This is a genomic window from Comamonas sp. lk (assembly GCF_900564145.1).
GTDB lineage: Bacteria > Pseudomonadota > Gammaproteobacteria > Burkholderiales > Burkholderiaceae_C > Comamonas.
Genome location: NZ_UOOB01000001.1, coordinates 276,832 through 297,666, shown reverse-complemented (window position 1 = coordinate 297,666; position 20,835 = coordinate 276,832). Strand labels below are relative to the sequence as shown.

Below are 20,835 nucleotides of genomic sequence, written 5' to 3'. Positions count from 1 at the left end.
GTTTCATTTATGGGATTGCCATGACCTCCTGGGACCCGGCGGCACTCGAATGCCTGGCCGCCATCGTGGAAGAAGGCGGCTTTGAGCGCGCTGCGCAAAAGCTGCACATCACGCAATCGGCCGTGTCGCAGCGCCTGCGTGCGCTGGAGATGCAAGTAGGCTCGGTGCTGGTGCAGCGCACCCGCCCCGCCAAGGCCACCAGTGCCGGGCGGCTGCTGCTCAAGCATGCCAAGCAGCTGCGCCTGCTGCGGGCCGATGTGGCACGCGAGCTGCAGGAGCTGGCACCCCAGACCGGGCAAAGCCTGGCGGGCGAGACCATCTCGATTGCCATCAACGCCGACAGCATTGCCACTTGGGCCATGACGGCGCTGGACGCCCTGGTCAAGGACGGGTTGCCTCTGGAGGTGCTGGTGGATGACCAGGACTTCACCCAGGAGTTGTTGCGCTCCGGCCAGGTCATGGGCTGTGTGACCACCCTCAAGCAGGCCTTGCGCGGCTGCACGGTGCGGCCGCTGGGCGCCATGCGCTATGTGGCCGTGGCGGCCACAGCGTTTGCGCAGGACAAGCTGCCGCAGGGGCTGACGCGCAAGAACTTCAACACGCTGCCGTTTCTCTCCTTCAACCGCAAGGACGATATGCAGGCCGAATTCGTGGCGCGCAGCCTGGGCCTGAAAAACGTCTCGCTGCGCCATCAGATTCTGCTGCCCAGCTGCGAAGCCCAGGTACGCGCCGTGCGCGCCGGCTGGGGCGTGGCCGTGCTGCCGCAACTGCTGGTGCAGCCCGATCTCGACAGCGGCGCTCTGGTGGAAGTGGCACCCGGCCATGCGCTGGCGATTGCGCTGTTCTGGCACTGCTGGAATCTGGAGTCGCGCGTGCTCTCCCATGTCAGTGACGCGCTGCTGGACAGCGCACGCACGCTGCTGGTTCAGCCATGAAAAAAGCCGTGCCTAGCGGCGCGGCTTTTCAGATCTCAACAGAGGTGCTTTGGTTTTTGTAGCTATTGCCGTCTGCTCTTGCTTGATTTCATAACGCTATATGCTTGAAATGTTTTGAAAATCAGCGCCAGCAGCTATGAAATCTGAAGATCGTCAGACCATCAGCGGATCAGCAGCACAGGAATGGTGCAGCCCGCCAGCACTTGCGAGCTGACCGAACCCATGACCAGACGGCCCAGCGCGCTGTGGCCGTGGGTGCCCATGACGATCAGGTCGTACTGACCTTCTTGCGCGTACTTGACGATGGTCTCCGCAATCGGACCGACCTTGCTCACGCTTTTCGCGCTCACGCCATGTGTCTGCAAAGTCGCGAGCACGGGCTCCAGAATCTTCTGGCCTTCTTCGTCGTAGTACTGCTCCACCACCTCCTTGCCCAAGGCCGCACGTGCACGCGGGGGCAGCAGGGGCTGAACGGTGATCACGGTGTATTCACGACTGGCGCTGAGCATCTCCTGATGCGAGCTCAGATAGGCCAGCATTTTCTGCGTGTAGTTGCTACCGTCGACTGCGAGCAAGATCTTCATACCGGGTCCTCCATGTTGATGATTCAAGCCTAAGCTTTTGGCAGTATGACAGTCTTGACTTAACTCAAGTCAATTGTTGCTGTCGGCAAAAATCCGATCTGCTCGCCTTTGCGCGCATAGCCCAGGGGATTGGCCACCACGCGGCAACGCCAGGCCCGGCCGTCATCATGCCGGCCACTGACCACGTAGTCGCTAGGGCAATGCAGATGGCCGTGCAGCCACAGATCGGCATAAGGCAGACAGTCGTCCATCACATTGCAAAAGCCGGCCGTGCCGGGCACCAGGCCGTAGCGCGGATCGGCACTTTTGAGGCTGGGCGCGAAGTGGGTGACGGCTACCGTCGGCCCGTCGAACGGCTGCTGCAAGGCGGCCCGCAACCAGTCCTGACAGACCAGACACTCCTCGCGCATGGGTTCGGCCAGAAACGGCTCCCCATGGCGGCTGCCGCCGGTTTTCCGCAGATAGAAGTTGGCGGCGCGAAAAGCCTTGTCGCGCAGCCGGTGCAGGCGGGTGGTGTCGCTCACGCCCTCGTTCATGGCGATGGCGTCAAAGTCGCTCCACAGCGTAGTGCCTATGAAGCGCACACCGTCCATGACCACGGTTTCACGATCCAGCCAGATCAAACCCAGGCGATCACAGGTTTGGCGCAGACGCAGGCGCGCCTCGTCAAAGTCCTGGGAATCGTATTCATGGTTGCCGGGCACAAACAGCACGGGGGCGGGCCAGCCCGCGTATTGCGGCAGCGGCGAAAAGCGCTCCAGCCCGAAATTCTCTCCATTCACCTGGGTAGAGCTTTGGTAGGAGCCGATATCGCCCGCCAGCACCAGCACATCGGCGCCAGCAGCCGGCTGGGCTTCGAATTGGGGATGGACTTCAAGGTGCAGGTCGGACAACAGCTGGATCTTCATGGCTGTCAGTGTATTCAAGCGTGCGGCGGCACCGGTGCATGGTCGTTGGAAAAAGTGACTGCCGCCGCGCGTGCCAGCGTCCTGAGCAGCCAGTCATAGGCCTGAGGGTGGGGGCCGCGACGGCGCCACAGCGCATCCACATGCACGGGCGTCACGTCAAAAGGCAGCTCGCGCAGCACCAGTTGCTCCTCCATGCCCGTCACCGGCACAAAGTGGCGCGGCAAGATGGTGAGCAGGTCCGAATGCATGATCACCCGCCCGGCGGTGAAGAACTGATTGACGGTGAGCACCACCTCGCGCGAGCGGCCCAGTGAGGCCAGGGCCTCGTCGATAAAGCCGAACGAGCGGCCCGAAAAGCTCACCAGCATATGGCGGGCCGCGCAGTAATTATCCAGTGTGAGTTGCACATGCTCCAGCGCATGGCCTTTGCGCATCACGCACAGGTATTCACCCTCGTACAGCCGCCGGTTGTCGAAGGCCACCAGGGCACCCGCCTGAGCCCGGGCCGTCAGATCGGCCAGCACGGCGGGAAAGTAGCCCACGGCCATGTCGGCCTCGCCGGCATCGAGCAGAGCACGCGGATCGCGCGTGACCAGCGGCAGCAGGCGTATGCCTACGCCGGGGGCTTCTTTTTCCAGAATCGGGTACAGCGGCGGGATCAACGTGGCGGCCGTGGCATCGGCCATGGCCAGCACAAACGTGGTGTGGGCGGTCTCGGGATTGAAATCATCGGGCGACAGCGCCCCTTCCAGATGCTGCAGCGCTTCGCGTATCACCGGCCACAAGGCCTGGGCGCGCGGCGTGGGCTCCACCCCCTGGCCCTGGCGCACCAGCAACTCGTCGCCCAGCACCTCGCGCAAGCGCCGCATGGCATTGCTCACCGCCGGCTGGGTGATGGACAGCTTGTGCGCGGCCTTGGTCAAACTGCGCTCGGACATGACTTCGTCAAACACGCGCAGGAGGTTGAGATCGAGTGAGCGAAAGTTCAGTGGGGTCATAACAAGCAATTCATCACTACTGTGAATGCTACAGATTCAAAATATAAATTTGAATGCATGTGGGGTAAACCCTATAGTTCATATCAGTCCCCCGGCATTTCGCCACAAGCGTTGGACCACAGGGCTTTCTGCCATGAGCAACTTTATATACAACTCCTACTCTGTCGAGCACCCAGGTGTGGTGCGAATCTATCAAACCGAAGAAGAGCGTCTGGTCGCTGCTGCCCAGCCTCAGAAGTCTTCCCAGTCGCACTGGCTGCTGCTGGCCATCGTGATGGTGGCTTTGGCTGCCGCAGTGCACGAGATCACCGAATCCTGGACCGATGGCCACATGCTGGCCGCCTGGATGGTGCTGTGGTCCATGGCCTTTGCCGGCGCAGCCCTGTTCTCCTCCCCTGCCCGCCGCAGCCTGCGCATGGTGCGCACCGGCTACCGCGCCTGGGTGGACAGCCGCCAGCAAGCCGTTTCCGATGAACGTGTCTGGAACGCCGCGCTGCAAGACGCCCGCCTGATGGCCGATCTGGCCCGCGCCATGGATCGCCAGCGCAACTGATCTGCCTCACGCGCTACAAAAGCCGCTGCCCATAAGGCCAGCGGCTTTTTAACGTCTGGTTTGACAAGAAATCGGGCTCAACCGCATATCCAATCTGCGTCATAAGCTATCAGATTCGCTGCATCCCAATAAAAAGCCCCGCAGGCTTGCACACCTGCGGGGCTTTTGCATTCAGCGACGACTGAATCAGGCGGCCAGACGCTCTTCCAGCTGGGCCTTGGTATCCAGCAAGGCCTTGGGCAGGTTGTAGGCCAGCTTGTCGAAATGCTCGCCGTGCAGCTTCATTTCTTCGGCCCAGGCAGCCTTGTCGATATTGCTCACGCTGGCGAACTGCTCGGCGTTGAAGTCCAGGCCGTTCCAGTTGATTTCAGCGTACTGGGGAGCCACGCCGAAAGCGGTTTCTTCGCCTTGAGCCTGGCCTTCCAGACGGTCGATCATCCACTTGAGCACGCGCATGTTTTCGCCGTAGCCGGGCCAGACAAACTTGCCTTCGGCATTCTTGCGGAACCAGTTGGTGGTGAAGATCTTGGGCAGGGCTGCGCCCTGGGCTTCGATCTTGGCGCCCATGTCCAGCCAGTGCTGGAAGTAGTCGCTCATGTTGTAGCCGGCAAACGGCAGCATGGCGAAGGGGTCGCGACGCACCACGCCTTGCGCGCCAAAGGCGGCGGCCGTGGTTTCGGAGCCCATGGTGGCAGCCATGTAGACGCCTTCGGTCCAGTTGCGGGCTTCGGTCACCAGAGGCACGGTGGTGGAGCGACGGCCGCCGAAGATGATGGCGTCGATCTTCACGCCCTTCTGGTCGTCCCAGGCTTCGTCCAGCGCGGGGTTGTTGGTGGCGGCCACGGTGAAGCGGGCGTTGGGGTGAGCGGCCTTGGCACCGGTTTCCTTGGCGATCTGGGGTGTCCAGTCCTTGCCTTGCCAGTCGATCAGGTGATCCGGCAGCTTGCCCTGGTCTTTTTCCATGCCTTCCCACCACACGTCGCCGTCGTCGGTCAGCGCCACGTTGGTGAAGATCACGTTCTTGTCCAGGCTCAACATGCAGTTCGGGTTGGTCAGCATATTGGTGCCGGGAGCCACGCCAAAGTAGCCGGCTTCAGGATTGATGGCACGCAGCGAGCCGTCAGCCTGGGGTTTGATCCAGGCGATATCGTCGCCAATGGTGGTGACCTTCCAGCCGTCGAAGGCCTTGGGCGGCACCAGCATGGAGAAGTTGGTCTTGCCGCAAGCCGAGGGGAAGGCGGCAGCCACGTGGTACTTCTTGCCTTCGGGGTTTGTGACGCCCAGGATGAGCATGTGCTCGGCCAGCCAGCCCTGGTCGCGGCCCATGGTCGATGCAATGCGCAGCGCAAAGCACTTCTTGCCCAGCAGAGCGTTGCCGCCGTAGCCGGAGCCGTAAGACCAGATTTCGCGGGTCTCGGGGTAGTGAACGATGTACTTGGTCTTGCTGCAAGGCCAGGTGGTTTCGTCCTTCTCGCCAGCGGCCAGAGGTGCGCCGATGGTGTGCACGCAGGGCACGAATTCGCCGTCGGTGCCGATCACGTCATACACGGCCTTGCCCATGCGGGTCATGATCTTCATGTTGACCGCCACATAGGGGCTGTCGGACAGCTCGATGCCCACGTGGGCAATGGGCGAACCCAGAGGACCCATGGAGAAAGGCACCACAAACATGGTGCGGCCTGCCATGCAGCCGTCGAACAGCGGGTTCAGCGTGGCACGCATTTCCGCAGGTTCCATCCAGTTGTTGGTGGGGCCGGCGTCTTCCTTCTTGGCGGAGCAGATATAGGTACGGTCTTCCACGCGGGCCACGTCCGAAGGATCGGTCCAGGCCAGGAAAGAGCCTGGGCGCTTGGCCAGAGGCTTGAAGGTACCGGCGTCCACCAGTTCCTGGCACAGCGCGTCGTATTCGGCTTGCGAACCATCGCACCAGTGAATCTTGGCGGGCTTGCACAGCGCAGCCATCTCAGCCACCCAAGCAATGAGCTTGGGGTTTTTGACGTAGTCGGGGGCCTGCAGCGTCAGGCCTTGCATCACGGGTGCGTTCATGGGGAAGTTCCTTTAATTAAAAACCAGTTTTTCAAAGAAACAGAGAACCACCGGGGCGGCTGCGTCTTTGAAAAAAGGCTTGAGAAAAGGAGCACAACGCATGACCGCTAGCCTAAAACCGGACTGTCACTAGTCCTTAAAAGCACAAAGCAGCCATGCCTTCCATGGCAATGGGACATCGATTCTAGGGAGAGGCGATTTTTTTGTCAGCATTTCAGATGCAATACCCATGCGTTTTATGCATGTAAATATGCAACTAAGAGCATGCCTATGCTGCCCATGCAGGCGTAAAAAAACCCCGCAGCGCGGGGTCTTGGCGGCCAGAGCCAGGCTTCAAGCCATATGCACGGCAATAAAGGCTAGCAAAAACATCATCACGGCCCCGGCCACGGGCAGCACGACGGGGATATAGGGCACGACAGCCTCGGCCGCGTCCATGGGTTCGGAATGGGAAACGGGATCATCTGACATGCGATCAATGCTCCTCCTGAAAGCAGGCGGTGAAACAAGCAAATTCTGCAGCCATTCTAGGTACAGCTCTCGCGCCAACGCTCAGGGAAAGCCATAGCGCCGGCCATGCAGGTATCGAGATTGCAGGCCGTTGCGACGGCCTAACAGCACTGCTTCTATGTCGACCATGCGCAGATCAGTGCGCGCCCGGGAGCAAGGGAATATGCTGAGTCTGTGGACGATCCGGCACGCTTATCGCGGACAGTTCAACGCAAGAACGCAGCGCCGAAGTCCACCTCCGAAAGGATGGCTTATATGCTTAGTGCTTCTTTCTTGTGCTGGCTGATTGTCCTGTTGCTGGTGATCGGCTTGGCGTCTGCCTCGATCCGGATTTTTCGCGAATACGAGCGCGGTGTGGTCTTTACGCTGGGACGTTTCTGGAAGGTCAAGGGGCCGGGACTGATCTTCATCATTCCTGCCGTTCAACAAGTGGTGCGGGTGGATTTGCGCACCGTGGTGCTGGAGGTTCCGGCACAAGACGTGATCTCTCGCGACAACGTCTCGGTCAAGGTCAATGCCGTGATTTATCTGCGCGTGGTGGATGCCGAAAAAGCAGTCATCCAGGTGGTCAACTACCTTGAGGCGACCAGCCAGCTCGCACAGACCATGCTGCGCTCCGTGCTGGGAAAGCACCAACTAGACGAGATGCTGGCGGAGCGCGAATCACTGAACCTGGACATTCAACAGGCACTGGATGCACAGACCTACACCTGGGGCATCAAGGTCTCTAATGTGGAAATCAAACAAGTCGATCTGACCGAATCCATGATCCGGGCGATTGCGCGCCAGGCCGAAGCAGAGCGGGAGCGCCGCGCCAAGGTGATTCATGCCGAGGGCGAGTTGCAAGCTTCGGAAAAACTGTTCCAGGCGGCGAAAGTGCTGGCGCAGGAGCCCCAGGCCATCTTGCTGCGCTATCTGGAGACGCTGACCGTGATCGGCGCGGACAAGAACACGACCGTGGTCTTCCCGCTGCCCATGGATCTGGTGACACCGTTGATGAAGAAGGTCGCGTCCTTGTCGATATGAGCAACGCCGCCCTGCTCCATTCACACCAGGGCGGCCTCCATGCCAGCGCGGCGCAGTTGCTCCAGCACCTCGCTCACATGGGCCTGACCGCGTGTTTGCAACACAAATTCAATCTCCACGTTCTGCGCGGCCAGCATGGTGAAGGCGCGCTGGTGGTGCACCTCTTCGATATTGGCGCCAGCGCCTGCCACCGTGGCGGTGATGTGGGCCAGCACGCCGGGAATATCGCGGGCGCTGACGCGGATGCGGGCCAGACGGCCGGAGCGCACCATGCCGCGCTCGATGATGGCGGCCAGCAGCAGCGGGTCGATATTGCCGCCCGATAGCACCAGACCCACTTTCTTGCCCTTGAAGCGCTCTGGGTAGCGCAACAAGGCGGCCAGGCCCACAGCACCCGCACCTTCGACCAAGGTTTTTTCAATCTCCAGCAGCATGAGCACGGCCTGCTCGATATCGCCTTCATCCACCAGCAACAAATCATCCACGCAGTGCCTCACCACTTCCTGGGTGATGACGCCGGGCTGGGTCACGGCAATGCCCTCGGCAATCGTGGACGTACCCATGGGCAGATCGGTGTTGCGCACGGCATTGAGCATGGACGGAAAGCGCTGGGTTTGCACGCCAATGATTTCTATGCCGGGCTTGACGGCCTTGGCTGCCGTGGCAATGCCGGCAATCAGGCCGCCACCGCCAATGGCGACGACCAGCGTTTCCAGGTCGGGCTGGGTTTGCAGCATTTCAAGAGCCAGTGTGCCCTGACCGGCGGCAATGGCTTCGTCGTCATAGGGATGGACAAAGGTCAACTGCTGCTCCTGCGCCAGCTGGTAGGCATGGGCGCGGGCTTCGGCCAGCGTGTCGCCATGCAGCACCACTTCGGCACCAAAGCCGCGCGTGCGCTCCACCTTCACGCCCGGCGTGAAGCGCGGCATGACGATGACGGCCCGCATGCCCAGCCGCTGGGCATGGTAGGCCACGCCCTGAGCATGGTTGCCCGCACTCATGGCGACCACGCCGTGGGCGCGCTCCGCAGCGGTGAGCATGAGCAGCTTGTTGAGTGCTCCGCGCTCCTTGAAAGAGGCGGTGAACTGCAGATTCTCGAACTTGAGATAGACCTGCGCTCCCGTGATTTGCGAGAGCGTGCGCGATTCGACGCAAGGGGTCTGGAGCACCGCGCCCTGAAGGCGGGTGGCGGCGGCTTGGATGTCTGAAAAGGTCAGCATGGTGCAGCTATTGTGCAAGCCGCCAGCACCCGCCAGCCCATATTCGGGAATTGATGGAGCCGCTTGCAGGGAAAACGCCTGCCAGGCGCGGCCCCCGCTTCGGTGCAAGCTTGAACCGCCCTGACTGCATCAGCGAGATCACACCTTCACTCCCGAATTCATAGCTGGCAGCGCTTTCAGTTATTGAACTAGAGGCATAAAAAGGCCTGAACTGCGTTGCCAAGCGCCTGAGTCCCGCGGCATCAGGAATACCCTAGGTTTAGCCAAAACATGCATCATAGTGCGTGATTCCGCGTGCAATTTTCCGATGAATCTGCATAATTGTGCCGACACCGGGAAATTTTCTGCACTATCTTTCATCTCACCTGGGGGCGAACATGCAGCCGCAAGCCATCGTCGATTACCGCACCGAACCGGGCCAGTACCGTCACTGGTCATTTGAAGTGGAAGGCTCCATCGCCCGCATGAAGCTGGACATTGCCGAAGACGGCGGCATACGCCCCGGCTACAAGCTCAAGCTCAACAGCTACGACCTGGGCGTGGATATCGAGCTGCACGATGCGCTCAACCGCATCCGCTTCGAGCATCCGCAAGTCAAAACCGTGGTCGTCACCAGCGGCAAGGAGCGCATCTTCTGCTCCGGCGCCAACATCTTCATGCTGGGCGTCTCGTCGCACGCCTGGAAGGTGAACTTCTGCAAGTTCACCAACGAAACCCGCAACGGCATGGAAGACAGCTCCAGGCACAGCGGCCTCAAGTTCGTCGCCGCCGTCAACGGCGCCTGCGCCGGTGGCGGCTACGAACTGGCCCTGGCCTGCGACGACATCGTGCTCATCGATGACCGCTCCTCTTCCGTCTCCCTGCCCGAAGTCCCGCTGCTGGGCGTGCTGCCGGGCACCGGCGGCCTGACCCGTGTAACCGACAAGCGCCATGTGCGCCACGATCTGGCCGACATCTTCTGCACCAGCGTGGAAGGCGTGCGCGGCCAGCGTGCGGTGGACTGGCGGCTGGCCGATGCGATTGCCAAGCCGGCGCAGTTTGCCGAACTGGTCACGCAGCGCGCGGAGAATCTGGCAAAGAACAGCCTGCGCCCGGCGACAGGCAACGGCGTAAAGCTCACAAAAATAGAGCGTACCGCCAGCGCAGACGGCATGGGCTATGCGCATGTGAACGTGCAGATCGACCGCAGCAAGCGCGCAGCCACCCTCACCGTCAAAGCACCGCAAGGCCCGCAGCCTGCCGACATTCAAGGCATTGAAGCAGCCGGTGTGCACTGGTGGCCGCTGGCCATGGGCCGCGAGCTTGATGACGCCATTCTTCATCTGCGCACCAACGAACCCGACATCGGTACCTGGCTGCTGAAAACCGAAGGCGATGCCGCCGTCGTGCTGGCTACTGACCAGGTCTTGCTGGCCCATCAGGAGCACTGGCTGGTGCGCGAAACCATAGGCCTGCTGCGCCGCACGTTTGCGCGGCTGGATGTGTCCTCACGCTCCTTGTTCGCGCTGATCGAGCCCGGCTCCTGCTTTGCCGGCATGCTGGCCGAGCTGGCTTTTTGCGCCGACCGCGCCTACATGCTGGTGCTGCCCGACGAACCCGAGCGCGAACCCGTGATTCAGCTCGATGACTTCAACTTCGGCCTGCTGCCCCTGGTCAATGAGCAAAGCCGTTTGCAGCGCCGCTTCTACGAAGAAGCCGCTCCGCTGGACGCGGCCCGCGCCGCAGTCGGCCAGGCACTCAATGGCGACGCCGCGCAGCAGCTGGGCCTGGTCACGGCGGCACTGGACGACATCGACTGGGAAGACGAGATTCGCATCGCCATCGAGGAGCGCGCCGCCATGTCGCCCGACGCCCTTACCGGCCTGGAAGCCAATCTGCGCTTTGCCAGCAAGGAGAACATGATCACGCGCATCTTCGGCCGTCTGTCGGCATGGCAGAACTGGATCTTCATACGCCCCAATGCCGTGGGTGAAAAAGGCGCGCTCAAGGTCTACGGGTCTGGCCAGAAAGCCGGCTTTGACTTCAACCGCGTTTGACTTCCACCGCCTTCAGGAGATAGCACGATGAACAGCATCAACTACAGCGAAAAAATCCCTAACAACGTGGACCTGAGCGGCGACCGCACCTTGCAGCGCGCGCTGGAAAGCTGGCAACCCAATTTCATACGCTGGTGGGACGATGTGGGCCCCGAAGGATCGACCAATCACGACGTGTATCTGCGCACCGCCGTGAGCGTGGATCCGCAAGGCTGGGCACAGTTTGATTACGTGAAGATGCGCGACTACCGCTGGGGCATTTTCCTCAATCCCGGCGACGCCAATCGCAGCGTGCACTTTGGCGATCACAAGGGCGAAAAAGCCTGGCAGGACGTGCCCGGCGAGCACCGCGCCAATCTGCGCCGCATTATCGTCACCCAAGGCGATACCGAGCCCGCCTCGGTGGAGCAGCAACGCCATCTGGGCCTGACCGCGCCCAGCATGTACGACCTGCGCAATCTCTTTCAGATCAATGTGGAAGAAGGTCGCCATCTCTGGGCCATGGTCTATCTGCTGCACAAGCATTTCGGCCGTGACGGCCGCGAGGAAGCCGAGGCCCTTCTGGAGCGCCAATCGGGCGATGAAAACAACCCGCGCATCCTCGGTGCCTTCAATGAAAAAACCCCGGACTGGCTGGCGTTTTTCATGTTCACCTACTTCACCGATCGGGACGGAAAATTCCAGCTGGCCGCACTGGCTGAAAGCGCTTTTGATCCGCTGGCGCGCACCACCAAGTTCATGCTCACCGAAGAGGCCCACCACATGTTTGTGGGCGAATCCGGCATCTCCCGCGTGCTGGCCCGAACCTGCCAGGTCATGAACGAACTCAAGACCGATGACGTGAACAAACTGCGCGCGGCGGGCGTGATCGATCTGCCCACGATTCAGCGCTATCTGAACTTCCACTACAGCGTCACCATCGACCTGTTTGGCGCCGACCAATCCAGCAATGCCGCCACCTTCTATAGCTCGGGACTCAAGGGCCGCTACGAGGAAGGCAAGCGCGACGACGACCACAAGCTGCACGGCCAGCAATACAAGGTGCTGGAAGTGGTGGACGGCAAGCTGCAAGAAAAGGAAGTGCCCATGCTCAACGCCTTGAACGAGGTGCTGCGCGACGACTACATCAAGGACAGCAATGCCGGCGTGGGCCGATGGAACAAGGTGATGGAAAAGGCCGGCATAGACTTTCGCCTCATCGTGCCACACAAGGCCTTCAACCGCCAGATCGGCGCGCTGGCCGGTGTGCGTCTGAGCCCCGATGGCCGCCCCGTGAACGCGCAGGAATGGGAAGCCCGCAAGCAGGAATGGTTACCCACCGACGACGACCGCGCCTTTGTGGCTTCGCTCATGGGCAGCTGCCTGGAGCCAGGCAAATTCGCTGGCTGGATTGCTCCGCCCGTCATGGGTATCAACCGCCAGCCCATCGACTTTGAATACGTGAGGTTCAATTGACCCCAGAGCCGCTGCGCAGCGGCTCTTGCTCGGCACCTCTCGCCTGGGTCGTGCCAGTTCTGGGCCATGTCAGGAGAAAACAATGAGCAGCACCACGTTGATCGCCAATGGCATTCTCAATCAGCACCTGATTGACCCGGAAATCTGCATACGCTGCAACACCTGCGAAGCCACCTGCCCGGTGGATGCCATCACCCATGACGACACCAACTACGTGGTCATGGCCGACAAGTGCAATGGCTGCATGGCCTGCATCTCGCCCTGCCCCACGGGCTCCATAGACAACTGGCGCCAGGTGCCTGCCAGCGAGCCGTATTCGCTGGCCGATCAGTACGGCTGGGAAAGCCTGCCTGCCGAGCTGCCACCCGAACGCCTGGCCGCCGCCCAGGAAGCCCCGGTTTATGTGCAGGACATGACACAGGCTGTGATTGCCGCTGCCAGCAGTTCAGCCGCTGCCGCCCACACCACGGCCGTGGATGGCAGCTTTCGCGCAGCCACCTATGGAGCCACCACGCCGCCCTGGTCTGCGGCGCATGCCTATACCAATCTGTACGGGCCCAAGAACCCCATCACGGTGACAGTGGCCGGCAATATCAACTGCACCGAGGCCGGCTACGACAACGAGACCCACCATATCGTTCTGGACTTCGGCGCCATGCCTTTTCCGGTGCTGGAAGGGCAGTCGATTGCCGTCATCCCGCCCGGCGTGGATGCCAATGGCAAAGCCCATGTGGCACGCCAGTACTCGGTGGCCAGCGCCCGCAACGGCGAGAGGCCTGGCTATAACAACGTGGCGCTGACCGTCAAACGCGTGACGCAAGACTATGAGGGCCGGCCCACGCGCGGCGTGGCCAGCAACTATCTGTGCGATGTGCAGGTGGGCGACAAGGTACAGGTCATAGGGCCGTTCGGTAGCTCCTTCCTCATGCCCAACCACCCGCGCTCGCATATCGTGATGATCTGCACCGGCACCGGCAGCGCCCCCATGCGCGCCATGACGGAGTGGCGCCGCCGACTGCGCAAGAGCGGCAAGTTCGAAGGCGGCAAGCTGATGCTCTTCTTCGGCGCGCGAACGCCCCAGGAGCTGCCTTACTTCGGTCCCTTGCAGAATCTGCCCAAGGACTTCATGGACCACAATTTCGCCTTCTCGCGCGTGCCCGGCCAACCCCGGCGTTATGTGCAAGATGCCATGCGCGAGCGGACCACGGATCTGGCACAGCTTCTGCGCGACGACAACACCCACATCTATGTCTGCGGACTCAAGAGCATGGAGGAAGGCGTGGTGCTGGCACTGCGCGATGTGGCCCAGCAGGCCGGCCTGGCCTGGGACGATCTGGGCGCCAGACTCAAGCGCGAAGGACGCCTGCATCTGGAGACTTATTGAGGCCGCCGCATGTCATGCCGTTGACAGCGCAAGCCCGGCCTGCGCTCTACAGTGGGACCACAACCACCCACGAAAGACAGGCATGAATGCTCGGGCGAATTTCATCCGCATGCAAGACAGCACGCGTGAAGACTGGCAGTTGATAGGCGGCGAGTTTGCGCAATTCACGCGCGGCCTGCCCGATAGAGTGATGGCCCATCTGAAGCTGCTGGAAGGCGACTACGGCGGCTTTCCGGTGGACCGCTATACCCACTCGCTGCAAACCGCCACGCGCGCCCTGCGCGACGGCCGGGATGAGGAATATGTGGTCTGCGCCCTGCTGCACGACATAGGCGACACCCTGGGCTCGTTCAACCATCCCGACATTGCCGCCGCCATTGTTCAGCCCTTTGTGAGCGAAGCCAATCACTGGATGATCAAGCACCACGGCATCTTCCAGGGCCACTATTTTTTCCATCACCTGGGCATGGATCCGGACATGCGCGAGCAGTTCAAGGACCAGCCGCATTACGCGCACACGGCCGAGTTCTGCGAGCTGTATGACAACCCGGCTTTCGACCCTCAGGCCGAGACCTTGCCGATCAGCGAATTCGAGCCCATGCTGCGCCGACTGATGGCATCTCCCAAGCAAAGCCTTTACAAGGCGGCCATGGCCCGCTGAGCCTGGAGTTCAACGCTATTGATTCATGAGCTTCTAGCGCATTTCACTCAATAATTTCAGACTGATTTTCATCTGAAATCATTGAAGCACCTGCGCTAACTGCTCATGTATTTAAAGTCGTATTTCAAACATCTTCGGCCTGGCTACGCGCCAGGCGTTCGCTCTTCCAATACACATCGTCGCCACCATCCACGCGGTTGAGCACGCGGGCCAGCACAAACAGCAGATCGGACAGGCGATTCAGATACTGGCGCGGCGCGGCACGCATGGCTTCGGCCTGCTCCAGCGCCACCACATGGCGCTCCGCGCGGCGCGCCACGGTGCGGCACACATGGGCTTGCGATGCAGCGCGCGTGCCGGCCGGCAAGATGAATTCCAGCAAGCGCGGCAGCTGCGCGTTGTAGTGGGCCAGCGCGTTATCGAGCTGCAGCAAAGCATCGTCCTTGAGCAGCTCGTAGCCGGGCATGGACAGCTCGCCGCCCAGGTTGAACAGCTGGTGCTGGATATCGACCAGCAGATCGCGCACATCCTGGGCCAGCGGCTCGCACAGCAGCAGGCCGATATGCGAATTCAGCTCGTCCACGTCGCCCATGGCATGGGGGCGCCCGCTGTTCTTCGATACCCGGCTGTTGTCGCCCAGGCCCGTGGTTCCGTCATCGCCGGTGCGGGTGGCGATCTGTGTGAGGCGGTTGCCCATATGTCTTCCTTTTTCAATCAATGCAGTGCTAGCGCTGATTGTGCTTGACGCAAGGAACACCCCACCCTCATGGGCGGCAATCAGGCTGCCAGTTCGGCTTGCGGCAAAGGGAATTCGGCGCCGCTGTAATTCAGCTGAATCTCGTGCTCACCACGCACCAGCCTATGCGCCCATTCTTCCACCAGCAGCTTGCTTTGGGCATCGATGCGCGCGCCCAGCGCCAGCCGCACCAGGTCGGGCTCTTCCAGCCCGAAGGCGCGGTAGCCGCCCAGATGCAGCACATCGTTTTCATGGTCTTCAATTGCGCGAAACAAGGCCTCGCCGGAGTTGCAAATGGCCGAGGCCACAAACACTTCAGGATCGCGCTCCACCCAGTCGAGCACATTGCCGATCTGGGCCGCGCCATGTTCACGGCAGGCTTGCGTAACGCCGGGTCGGCCGCCATCAATCATGGCAAACACAATGTCCAGCCCCGTCTGCTCAATCATGCTGCCAATGCACTGCTGCGCCCAGTCCGGCTGGTGCTGGTGGCCGCAGAACTGGGTGAGCAGCCGGCCCTTGAATCCCGCGCTTCTGACGCCATCCGCATAGGCGGCCCGGCCGCGCAGTCCGGGCGGTACTTTTTCGCCGGAAAAATGCCCTACAGCGCCCGTCTTGCTCCATTGGCTGGCCAGCACACCGGCCAGAAATGCCGACTGCTCCTGCAAGACCTCGTAACGCGCCACATTGGCTGCGCTCCAGCTGCCCTGGGTGACCACAAACGCCTGTGACGGCCAGCGCTGGGCCAGGATCTTCACCGGACCGTCGCCCTGGCCGCCGTGGGCCAGTATCAGCGCATAGCGGCCGCCGCACAGCACGGCCATTTCCTGGGCCCGCTGCTCGGCCGATTGTCCGGCTACCCAAAGCACATCCACATCAAAGCCAGCGGCTTGCGCCTTGCGCGCGCCCTGCAGGCCGGACTCATTGAAACTGCCCTGGCCTTCAGGGCCGAACAGCACCACCGCGTAGCGGTTTTTGCGAGGAGAGATTGAGCTTGTCGTCATGCTTGTCTGCTTAAAGTTTGGCACCGGTTTTCTTCGCCACATCGGCCCATGCCAGATGCTGGTCGGCAATCAGCCGGGTGAAGGCCGCCGCCTCCATGTCGCGGGTCACAAAGCCCTGGGCTTGCAGCGCCTGGACAAAGGCCGGACGGGCCGCGATCTGGCGCACGGCTTCGGTGATTTTTTCGCCCAGCTCTCTGGGCAGGCCTGCCGGCGCCGAGATACCGACAAAGTTTTCGGACACCAGCTGCGCCAGCCCCAACTCTGTCACGCTGGGAACGCCGGGCGCCTGGGCCACGCGGCGTGGCGAGGTCAGCGCCAGCAGCTTGAGCCGCCCCTGCTGGTGCAGCGCTATGTTCTGCGGCAGCGCATCCACGGCCAACTTGATATGTCCGCTCAGCAGATCGGCACGCATAGGGCCTGCGCCGCGATAAGGCACATGCTCCATGGAGAGCTTGAGCGTCTGCGCAAACTGCTCGCCTATCAAATGCCCTACCGAAGCTGCTCCGCCGCTGCCGAAAGCCACGGGCGCCGGCTGCTCCTTGATCCAGGCCGACAGTTCGGCCAGGGTCTTGACCGGCACCGAAGGATGAACTGCAAACACCGTGGGAACTGCGCCGATATAGGCCAGATGTTCGAAGCTGCGCAAAGCGTCATAGCCGGGCTTTTGCAGCAGCGAAGGCGCAATGGACAGGGCCGCCGAATTGGAGACCAGCAAGGTGTAGCCATCGCCGGGACTGTGGGCCACGATCTGCGCACCAATCGACGAGCCAGCGCCTGGCTTGTTGTCTATGACCACCGCCTGACCCAGCTTCTCGGCCAACAAAGGCGCCAGTATCCGCGCCACGATATCGCTGGAGCCTCCGGGTGGGAAGGTCACCACCAGTCTGATGGGTCTGGACGGCCAGGCCGATACCGGCGTGGCATGGGCTGACAGGGCCGTGCCGCACAGTGCGGCGGCAGAGGCACCGGCCAGTCCCCGTATGAATGATCTGCGATCTGCATCGCGCATGGCATCGCCCTCCGAGCTGCTTGTGGTCTGAAGCGAGCTCTGCAGCGCACGCCGTAATGCTTTGCAATGTAGACAGGCGGCCGTGAAAAACAAACCAGTTATTTCTCATTAGCTAGAACCGAACTTATCTATGCAGCGCCAGACCGCCTGCGCAGACTGGCCGGCGCTTTACATGCCGCTGGTAAATGTAGACAGGCGCAACAAGCGGCAATAGTGCTGGCTTTGCGCAAGCAAGCGCGTTGCAATCGGCCCTCTGCAGTCCGCAGCACGGATGCACAGCGAAAGGACATCTGTAGAACCCCCAACCGGAGAATTCGATATGAAAAAACATCTTTTTCGCCACTACCAGGACACACCGTTTGAGGTGCTGAGCGTGGTTCTGTTTTCGGTACTGACGTTTGGCGTTGGCGGCGCGGCCCTGGCCCAGAGCACGTATCGACATGGCGCGCCAACGCACCAGGCCAGCCGCAAGATCAGCAGCGCTCCGGCCGACATGCTCAAGGCCTTTACCGCCGCCGATGGCAAGCATGAGCAACAGTTGGCCAAGCCTGTTGCTTGAAGCATTGAACGCTTGAGCCGCAAGCCGCAGCCTGGCAAATTCGCAGCCGGTTTGATCCAAGGACATGCCAAGAAATTGACGCTTCTAGCGTTCGCAAAACAAGGCGGCGAGAGGTACGCAGCAGCCTGCTCAGGTAGTTTTGCGGTGGTATTCTTTTGACGATGAACGCCACCACCGACTTGCTGCCCGAATGGGCACAGCGCCCTGTTTCCGATGAATTCCTGCAAGCGCTGACAGCGCGTTTTGGCAGCCAGTGCTCTACGTCGCTGGCCGTGCGCGAACAGCACGGCCGCGATGAAGGCTCGATTGCCGCACCGCCGCCTGCGGCCGTGGTGTTTGCCCAGAGCACGCTGGACGTGCAGGATGCCGTCAAGCTTTGCGAGCAATTCAACGTGCCGGTGATTGCCTATGGCGCCGGCTCTTCGCTGGAAGGCCATTTGCTGGCGGTAGAAGGCGGCATCACCATCGATGTGAGCCGCATGAACCAGATTCTCTCGGTCAACACCGAGGATCTGACCGTGACCGTGCAGCCGGGCATCACCCGCAAGGCTCTCAACGATGCCATCAAGGACACAGGCTTTTTCTTTCCCATCGATCCCGGTGCCGACGCCTCCGTGGGCGGCATGACTGCCACCCGCGCCAGCGGCACCAATGCCGTGCGCTACGGCACCATGCGCGAGAACGTGCTGGCACTGGAAGTGGTGACGGCCAGCGGTGAAATCATCCGCACCGGCAACCGCGCCAAAAAAAGCGCGGCCGGCTACGACCTGACGCGCTTGCTGATCGGCAGCGAAGGCACGCTGGGCATCTTCACCGAGATCACGCTGCGCCTGTACCCGCTGCCCGAGGCCGTCTCTGCCGCCATTTGCTCCTTCCCCAGCATTGAAGCGGCGGTGCACACGGTGATACAGACGATTCAAATGGGCATTCCCATCGCCCGCGTGGAGCTGGTGGACGTGAACTCGGTGCGCATGGTCAACGCCTATAGCAAACTCACGCTGCGCGAAGAACCCATGCTGCTGATGGAGTTCCACGGCTCGCCCACGGGCGTGAAAGAGCAGGCAGAGATGGTGCAAGACATTGCGGGCGAATTCGGCGGCAATGCTTTTGAATGGGCCGAGCGCCCCGAAGACCGCACCCGCCTTTTCACGGCGCGCCACAATGCCTACTTTGCCGCCGTGGCCAGCGTGCCTGGCTGCCGCTGCATCACCACCGATGCCTGCGTGCCCATCAGCCGCCTGGCCGACGCCCTGCTGCAATGCGTGACCGAGGCCGATGCCAGCGGCATCCCCTACTTCCTCGTGGGCCACGTGGGAGATGGCAACTTCCACTTCGGCTATCTGATCGACCCCGCCAATGACGCCCAGCGCCAGCAGGCCGAAGCCCTGAACCAGCAACTGGTGCAGCGGGCCATCGCCCTGGGCGGCACCTGCACGGGCGAGCACGGCATAGGCATACACAAGCAGGGCTTTCTGCTTGAAGAAGCCGGTGACGGCGCGGTGCAGATGATGCGTGCCATCAAGCAGGCGCTGGACCCCAAGAACATCCTGAATCCCGGCAAGATCTTCCAGCTTCAGTAAACATAGCTTCAACCGCATTACACATGCGCTGCACAATGCAAAAAGGGCCTGAAATTCAGGCCCTTTTTTGTTGCGGATACGCCGGCGAAATTACTTGCCGACCTTGAGCTGGCCGCCACGGCCCAGACCGCCCTTGACCTCTTGCGCCTTGTAGTTGCGCAGCGAGATCACCATGTTGTTGTAGGAGTCCATAAAGGCTGCCACGGTGGCCTTGCCTTCGGGCGAGCGCGAGAAGCCGCCCAGACCGGCCACGGCACCGCCGCCGAATGCACCCATGGCAGCACCGAAGTTGGTGGCCGTGGCATTGCCTTCGGAAATCGAGATCTGCACGCCCGAGCGGATGTCGAACATGCTCAGCGTCACCACCGAGGCCTTGCTCTGCATGGCTCCGCCAATCAGCGAACCCACATTGCCGAACAGGCCGCCCACACCAGCAGCCAGTTGGCCGGTGGCGTCGTTGTCGATGACGATGGAAGGCTCCATGTAGTAATCAGCCGCGACGCGCTGGCCTTTTTGCTGCTTGGAGCCGGCGCGGAACTCGCCCGAATTGCGTTGCTTGTCCGTGATGGCGGACATCTTGCTTTCGGTGCGGTTGTTGCCGATGGAAGTGATCACAAAGCAGTTGGACTGCTGCACGGCCAGGCGGATCAGCGGCTCGATGGTGGTGATCTTGGTGGCTGCACCAAAGCTGGCATACCAGTCCTTGCCGCGCCCGTCATCTACGGCCAGCGTGCCCAGAGGCGCATCGCAGCGCTCCAGTGCTTGGTTGGCATTCACGCTGCTGGCACCGCCGGCAGCGCCTGTGGCGGCCGTGGGAGCCGTTCCGGTGCTGATGGTGCCGCCGCCAGGCGTCACGCAGCCACCCAGAGCCAGGGCACCGGCCAGAGCGGCCAGACGCAGAGTTGTCTTCTTGGACATAAATTGCTTTCTATTGCTTCACAAAAATAAAGAGCCTAGCCGCCAGGGCATCAGCGCAGATACCAGCCCGAAGGCCCCCAGACCCAGTAGTAAGGTGCGCCGGCATACCAGCTGCTCCAGGACTTGCGGTCGTCTTCCATGATCTGGTAGCGCTGCTGGGCATTGCGCTTGGCGGCCTGGGCTTGCGGCAGCAGGCGTTTGGCATCCTTGTAGCCCTTGGCAGCCGCACGCGACAGCCAGGCTTCGGCCTCGGCGGGATCCGGGCCCATTTCCTCAAACCCCAGGAAGTACAAACGTCCCAGGGCAAATTGCGCCGGGCCATGGCCGGCATCGCCAGCCTTGCGCATCCACTCAATGGCCTGGTAGCTGTTGCGCTCCACGCCATCGCCACGCAGATAGCGCAGGCCCAGGTCATAGGCGGCACGCGGATCGGCTTCGGCACGGGCCGTCAGCGCGGCCAGGCGGCGCTCGGCTTCGACATTCACGGGCTCGCCTTTGAAGGTCTGCACATTGCGCGGCAGCTCGGAGCAGTTATTGCCCTCGCACAGGCGCACGGTGGGAGATGCCGGAGCCAGTTGCTCATGCGGCGCCTGGGCGGCGCAGGCTGTCAGCAGCACGGCAGTCAGGGAAACGCTGGTCAATGCAAAACGCATGAATCGCCTCTCAGATGTCTATGTTTTCAAAAAGTATACAGGGGTAGTTTGCGTAAATTT

The 20,835-nt window shown here is 61.6% G+C and carries 20 protein-coding genes; 9 read left to right on the top strand and 11 right to left on the bottom strand.

Going from position 1 to position 20,835, the window contains the following annotated elements; translation table 11 throughout:
* Positions 1 to 20 precede the first annotated feature (20 nt).
* Positions 21 to 935, top strand: a complete 915-nt coding sequence (locus tag EAO39_RS01330; protein WP_120965521.1) for a LysR family transcriptional regulator ArgP — start codon at positions 21 to 23, stop codon at positions 933 to 935.
* Between the two features lie 161 nt (positions 936 to 1,096).
* Here the strand turns inward: EAO39_RS01330 and EAO39_RS01325 are convergent, their stop codons facing one another.
* Genes EAO39_RS01325 through EAO39_RS01315 form a run of 3 tightly spaced genes read right to left on the bottom strand, consistent with a single transcriptional unit; the run spans position 1,097 to position 3,425 of the window.
* Entirely contained in the window at positions 1,097 to 1,519 is a 423-nt protein-coding gene (locus EAO39_RS01325) for a universal stress protein (RefSeq protein ID WP_120965519.1), read from the bottom strand.
* A 59-nt stretch (positions 1,520 to 1,578) separates the two neighbouring features.
* Positions 1,579 to 2,427, bottom strand: a complete 849-nt coding sequence (locus EAO39_RS01320; RefSeq protein WP_120965517.1) for a metallophosphoesterase — start codon at positions 2,425 to 2,427, stop codon at positions 1,579 to 1,581.
* A gap of 14 nt (positions 2,428 to 2,441) precedes the next feature.
* Positions 2,442 to 3,425: a LysR family transcriptional regulator gene (locus EAO39_RS01315; RefSeq protein ID WP_120965515.1), complete on the bottom strand. Its 984-nt coding sequence runs from the start codon at positions 3,423 to 3,425 to the stop codon at positions 2,442 to 2,444.
* 133 nt (positions 3,426 to 3,558) lie between these two features.
* On the opposite strand from EAO39_RS01315, the gene EAO39_RS01310 reads away from it, so the two are divergent.
* A complete protein-coding gene (locus EAO39_RS01310; protein ID WP_120965513.1) occupies positions 3,559 to 3,978 on the top strand; it encodes a hypothetical protein in 420 nt (139 codons plus the stop codon).
* A gap of 186 nt (positions 3,979 to 4,164) precedes the next feature.
* Here EAO39_RS01310 and EAO39_RS01305 read toward each other — a convergent pair whose 3' ends face one another.
* Together EAO39_RS01305 and EAO39_RS22425 are read right to left on the bottom strand one after the other, a co-directional pair.
* A complete protein-coding gene (locus EAO39_RS01305) occupies positions 4,165 to 6,024 on the bottom strand; it encodes a phosphoenolpyruvate carboxykinase (GTP) (RefSeq protein WP_120965511.1) in 1,860 nt (619 codons plus the stop codon).
* Between the two features lie 333 nt (positions 6,025 to 6,357).
* A complete protein-coding gene (locus EAO39_RS22425) occupies positions 6,358 to 6,495 on the bottom strand; it encodes a hypothetical protein (protein ID WP_162989467.1) in 138 nt (45 codons plus the stop codon).
* A 294-nt stretch (positions 6,496 to 6,789) separates the two neighbouring features.
* Between EAO39_RS22425 and EAO39_RS01300 the strand changes: the two genes are divergently transcribed.
* On the top strand, positions 6,790 to 7,560 hold the full coding sequence (locus EAO39_RS01300) for a slipin family protein (RefSeq protein WP_120965509.1): 771 nt from the start codon (positions 6,790 to 6,792) through the stop codon (positions 7,558 to 7,560).
* 20 nt (positions 7,561 to 7,580) lie between these two features.
* Here EAO39_RS01300 and EAO39_RS01295 read toward each other — a convergent pair whose 3' ends face one another.
* The gene (locus tag EAO39_RS01295; RefSeq protein ID WP_120965508.1) at positions 7,581 to 8,780 is read right to left on the bottom strand and encodes a threonine ammonia-lyase; all 1,200 of its coding nucleotides are present in this window, start codon (positions 8,778 to 8,780) and stop codon (positions 7,581 to 7,583) included.
* A 377-nt stretch (positions 8,781 to 9,157) separates the two neighbouring features.
* Here EAO39_RS01295 and boxC point away from each other — a divergent pair, with 377 nt between their 5' ends.
* The 4 genes from boxC to EAO39_RS01275 all read left to right on the top strand — a co-directional run bounded on the left by boxC (position 9,158) and on the right by EAO39_RS01275 (position 14,316).
* Positions 9,158 to 10,816 carry a 2,3-epoxybenzoyl-CoA dihydrolase gene (gene boxC, locus EAO39_RS01290; protein ID WP_120965505.1) on the top strand — a complete coding sequence of 553 codons (1,659 nt, stop codon included), beginning with the start codon at positions 9,158 to 9,160 and terminating at the stop codon, positions 10,814 to 10,816.
* Positions 10,817 to 10,843: 27 nt separating this feature from the next.
* Positions 10,844 to 12,271 (top strand): benzoyl-CoA 2,3-epoxidase subunit BoxB, encoded by a 1,428-nt coding sequence (boxB, locus tag EAO39_RS01285; RefSeq protein WP_120965504.1) that lies wholly within the window; start codon positions 10,844 to 10,846, stop codon positions 12,269 to 12,271.
* Between the two features lie 82 nt (positions 12,272 to 12,353).
* Entirely contained in the window at positions 12,354 to 13,655 is a 1,302-nt protein-coding gene (gene boxA, locus EAO39_RS01280; protein WP_120965502.1) for a benzoyl-CoA 2,3-epoxidase subunit BoxA, read from the top strand.
* 82 nt (positions 13,656 to 13,737) lie between these two features.
* Positions 13,738 to 14,316, top strand: coding sequence for an HD domain-containing protein (locus EAO39_RS01275; RefSeq protein ID WP_120965500.1), 579 nt, complete (start codon positions 13,738 to 13,740; stop codon positions 14,314 to 14,316).
* Between the two features lie 124 nt (positions 14,317 to 14,440).
* Here the strand turns inward: EAO39_RS01275 and EAO39_RS01270 are convergent, their stop codons facing one another.
* The 3 genes from EAO39_RS01270 to EAO39_RS01260 all read right to left on the bottom strand — a co-directional run bounded on the left by EAO39_RS01270 (position 14,441) and on the right by EAO39_RS01260 (position 17,065).
* Positions 14,441 to 15,013: a cob(I)yrinic acid a,c-diamide adenosyltransferase gene (locus EAO39_RS01270; protein ID WP_120965498.1), complete on the bottom strand. Its 573-nt coding sequence runs from the start codon at positions 15,011 to 15,013 to the stop codon at positions 14,441 to 14,443.
* A gap of 80 nt (positions 15,014 to 15,093) precedes the next feature.
* Entirely contained in the window at positions 15,094 to 16,056 is a 963-nt protein-coding gene (locus EAO39_RS01265) for a BMP family ABC transporter substrate-binding protein (protein WP_120965496.1), read from the bottom strand.
* 10 nt (positions 16,057 to 16,066) lie between these two features.
* Positions 16,067 to 17,065 (bottom strand): tripartite tricarboxylate transporter substrate binding protein, encoded by a 999-nt coding sequence (locus EAO39_RS01260; RefSeq protein WP_120970555.1) that lies wholly within the window; start codon positions 17,063 to 17,065, stop codon positions 16,067 to 16,069.
* Between the two features lie 319 nt (positions 17,066 to 17,384).
* Here EAO39_RS01260 and EAO39_RS01255 point away from each other — a divergent pair, with 319 nt between their 5' ends.
* On the top strand, positions 17,385 to 17,624 hold the full coding sequence (locus EAO39_RS01255; protein WP_120965495.1) for a hypothetical protein: 240 nt from the start codon (positions 17,385 to 17,387) through the stop codon (positions 17,622 to 17,624).
* 161 nt (positions 17,625 to 17,785) lie between these two features.
* Positions 17,786 to 19,204 (top strand): FAD-linked oxidase C-terminal domain-containing protein, encoded by a 1,419-nt coding sequence (locus EAO39_RS01250; protein WP_120965493.1) that lies wholly within the window; start codon positions 17,786 to 17,788, stop codon positions 19,202 to 19,204.
* 90 nt (positions 19,205 to 19,294) lie between these two features.
* Here EAO39_RS01250 and EAO39_RS01245 read toward each other — a convergent pair whose 3' ends face one another.
* Together EAO39_RS01245 and EAO39_RS01240 are read right to left on the bottom strand one after the other, a co-directional pair.
* The gene (locus EAO39_RS01245) at positions 19,295 to 20,122 is read right to left on the bottom strand and encodes a hypothetical protein (protein WP_120965491.1); all 828 of its coding nucleotides are present in this window, start codon (positions 20,120 to 20,122) and stop codon (positions 19,295 to 19,297) included.
* Positions 20,123 to 20,172: 50 nt separating this feature from the next.
* The gene (locus tag EAO39_RS01240; RefSeq protein ID WP_120965489.1) at positions 20,173 to 20,775 is read right to left on the bottom strand and encodes a tetratricopeptide repeat protein; all 603 of its coding nucleotides are present in this window, start codon (positions 20,773 to 20,775) and stop codon (positions 20,173 to 20,175) included.
* Positions 20,776 to 20,835: the final 60 nt, after the last annotated feature.

What these genes read in the sequence shown, in the direction of transcription:
- EAO39_RS01325 (WP_120965519.1), bottom strand. Translation starts at nt 1,519, where the DNA reads ATGAAGATCTTGCTCGCAGTCGACGGTAGCAACTACACGCAGAAAATG.
- EAO39_RS01295 (WP_120965508.1), bottom strand. Translation starts at nt 8,780, where the DNA reads ATGCTGACCTTTTCAGACATCCAAGCCGCCGCCACCCGCCTTCAGGGC.
- EAO39_RS01310 (WP_120965513.1), top strand. Translation starts at nt 3,559, where the DNA reads ATGAGCAACTTTATATACAACTCCTACTCTGTCGAGCACCCAGGTGTG.
- EAO39_RS01260 (WP_120970555.1), bottom strand. Translation starts at nt 17,065, where the DNA reads ATGCGCGATGCAGATCGCAGATCATTCATACGGGGACTGGCCGGTGCC.
- boxB (WP_120965504.1), top strand. Translation starts at nt 10,844, where the DNA reads ATGAACAGCATCAACTACAGCGAAAAAATCCCTAACAACGTGGACCTG.
- EAO39_RS01275 (WP_120965500.1), top strand. Translation starts at nt 13,738, where the DNA reads ATGAATGCTCGGGCGAATTTCATCCGCATGCAAGACAGCACGCGTGAA.
- EAO39_RS01315 (WP_120965515.1), bottom strand. Translation starts at nt 3,425, where the DNA reads ATGACCCCACTGAACTTTCGCTCACTCGATCTCAACCTCCTGCGCGTG.
- EAO39_RS01250 (WP_120965493.1), top strand. Translation starts at nt 17,786, where the DNA reads ATGAACGCCACCACCGACTTGCTGCCCGAATGGGCACAGCGCCCTGTT.
- EAO39_RS01240 (WP_120965489.1), bottom strand. Translation starts at nt 20,775, where the DNA reads ATGCGTTTTGCATTGACCAGCGTTTCCCTGACTGCCGTGCTGCTGACA.
- EAO39_RS01245 (WP_120965491.1), bottom strand. Translation starts at nt 20,122, where the DNA reads ATGTCCAAGAAGACAACTCTGCGTCTGGCCGCTCTGGCCGGTGCCCTG.
- boxA (WP_120965502.1), top strand. Translation starts at nt 12,354, where the DNA reads ATGAGCAGCACCACGTTGATCGCCAATGGCATTCTCAATCAGCACCTG.
- EAO39_RS01270 (WP_120965498.1), bottom strand. Translation starts at nt 15,013, where the DNA reads ATGGGCAACCGCCTCACACAGATCGCCACCCGCACCGGCGATGACGGA.
- EAO39_RS01330 (WP_120965521.1), top strand. Translation starts at nt 21, where the DNA reads ATGACCTCCTGGGACCCGGCGGCACTCGAATGCCTGGCCGCCATCGTG.
- EAO39_RS01265 (WP_120965496.1), bottom strand. Translation starts at nt 16,056, where the DNA reads ATGACGACAAGCTCAATCTCTCCTCGCAAAAACCGCTACGCGGTGGTG.
- boxC (WP_120965505.1), top strand. Translation starts at nt 9,158, where the DNA reads ATGCAGCCGCAAGCCATCGTCGATTACCGCACCGAACCGGGCCAGTAC.
- EAO39_RS01255 (WP_120965495.1), top strand. Translation starts at nt 17,385, where the DNA reads ATGAAAAAACATCTTTTTCGCCACTACCAGGACACACCGTTTGAGGTG.
- EAO39_RS22425 (WP_162989467.1), bottom strand. Translation starts at nt 6,495, where the DNA reads ATGTCAGATGATCCCGTTTCCCATTCCGAACCCATGGACGCGGCCGAG.
- EAO39_RS01320 (WP_120965517.1), bottom strand. Translation starts at nt 2,427, where the DNA reads ATGAAGATCCAGCTGTTGTCCGACCTGCACCTTGAAGTCCATCCCCAA.
- EAO39_RS01305 (WP_120965511.1), bottom strand. Translation starts at nt 6,024, where the DNA reads ATGAACGCACCCGTGATGCAAGGCCTGACGCTGCAGGCCCCCGACTAC.
- EAO39_RS01300 (WP_120965509.1), top strand. Translation starts at nt 6,790, where the DNA reads ATGCTTAGTGCTTCTTTCTTGTGCTGGCTGATTGTCCTGTTGCTGGTG.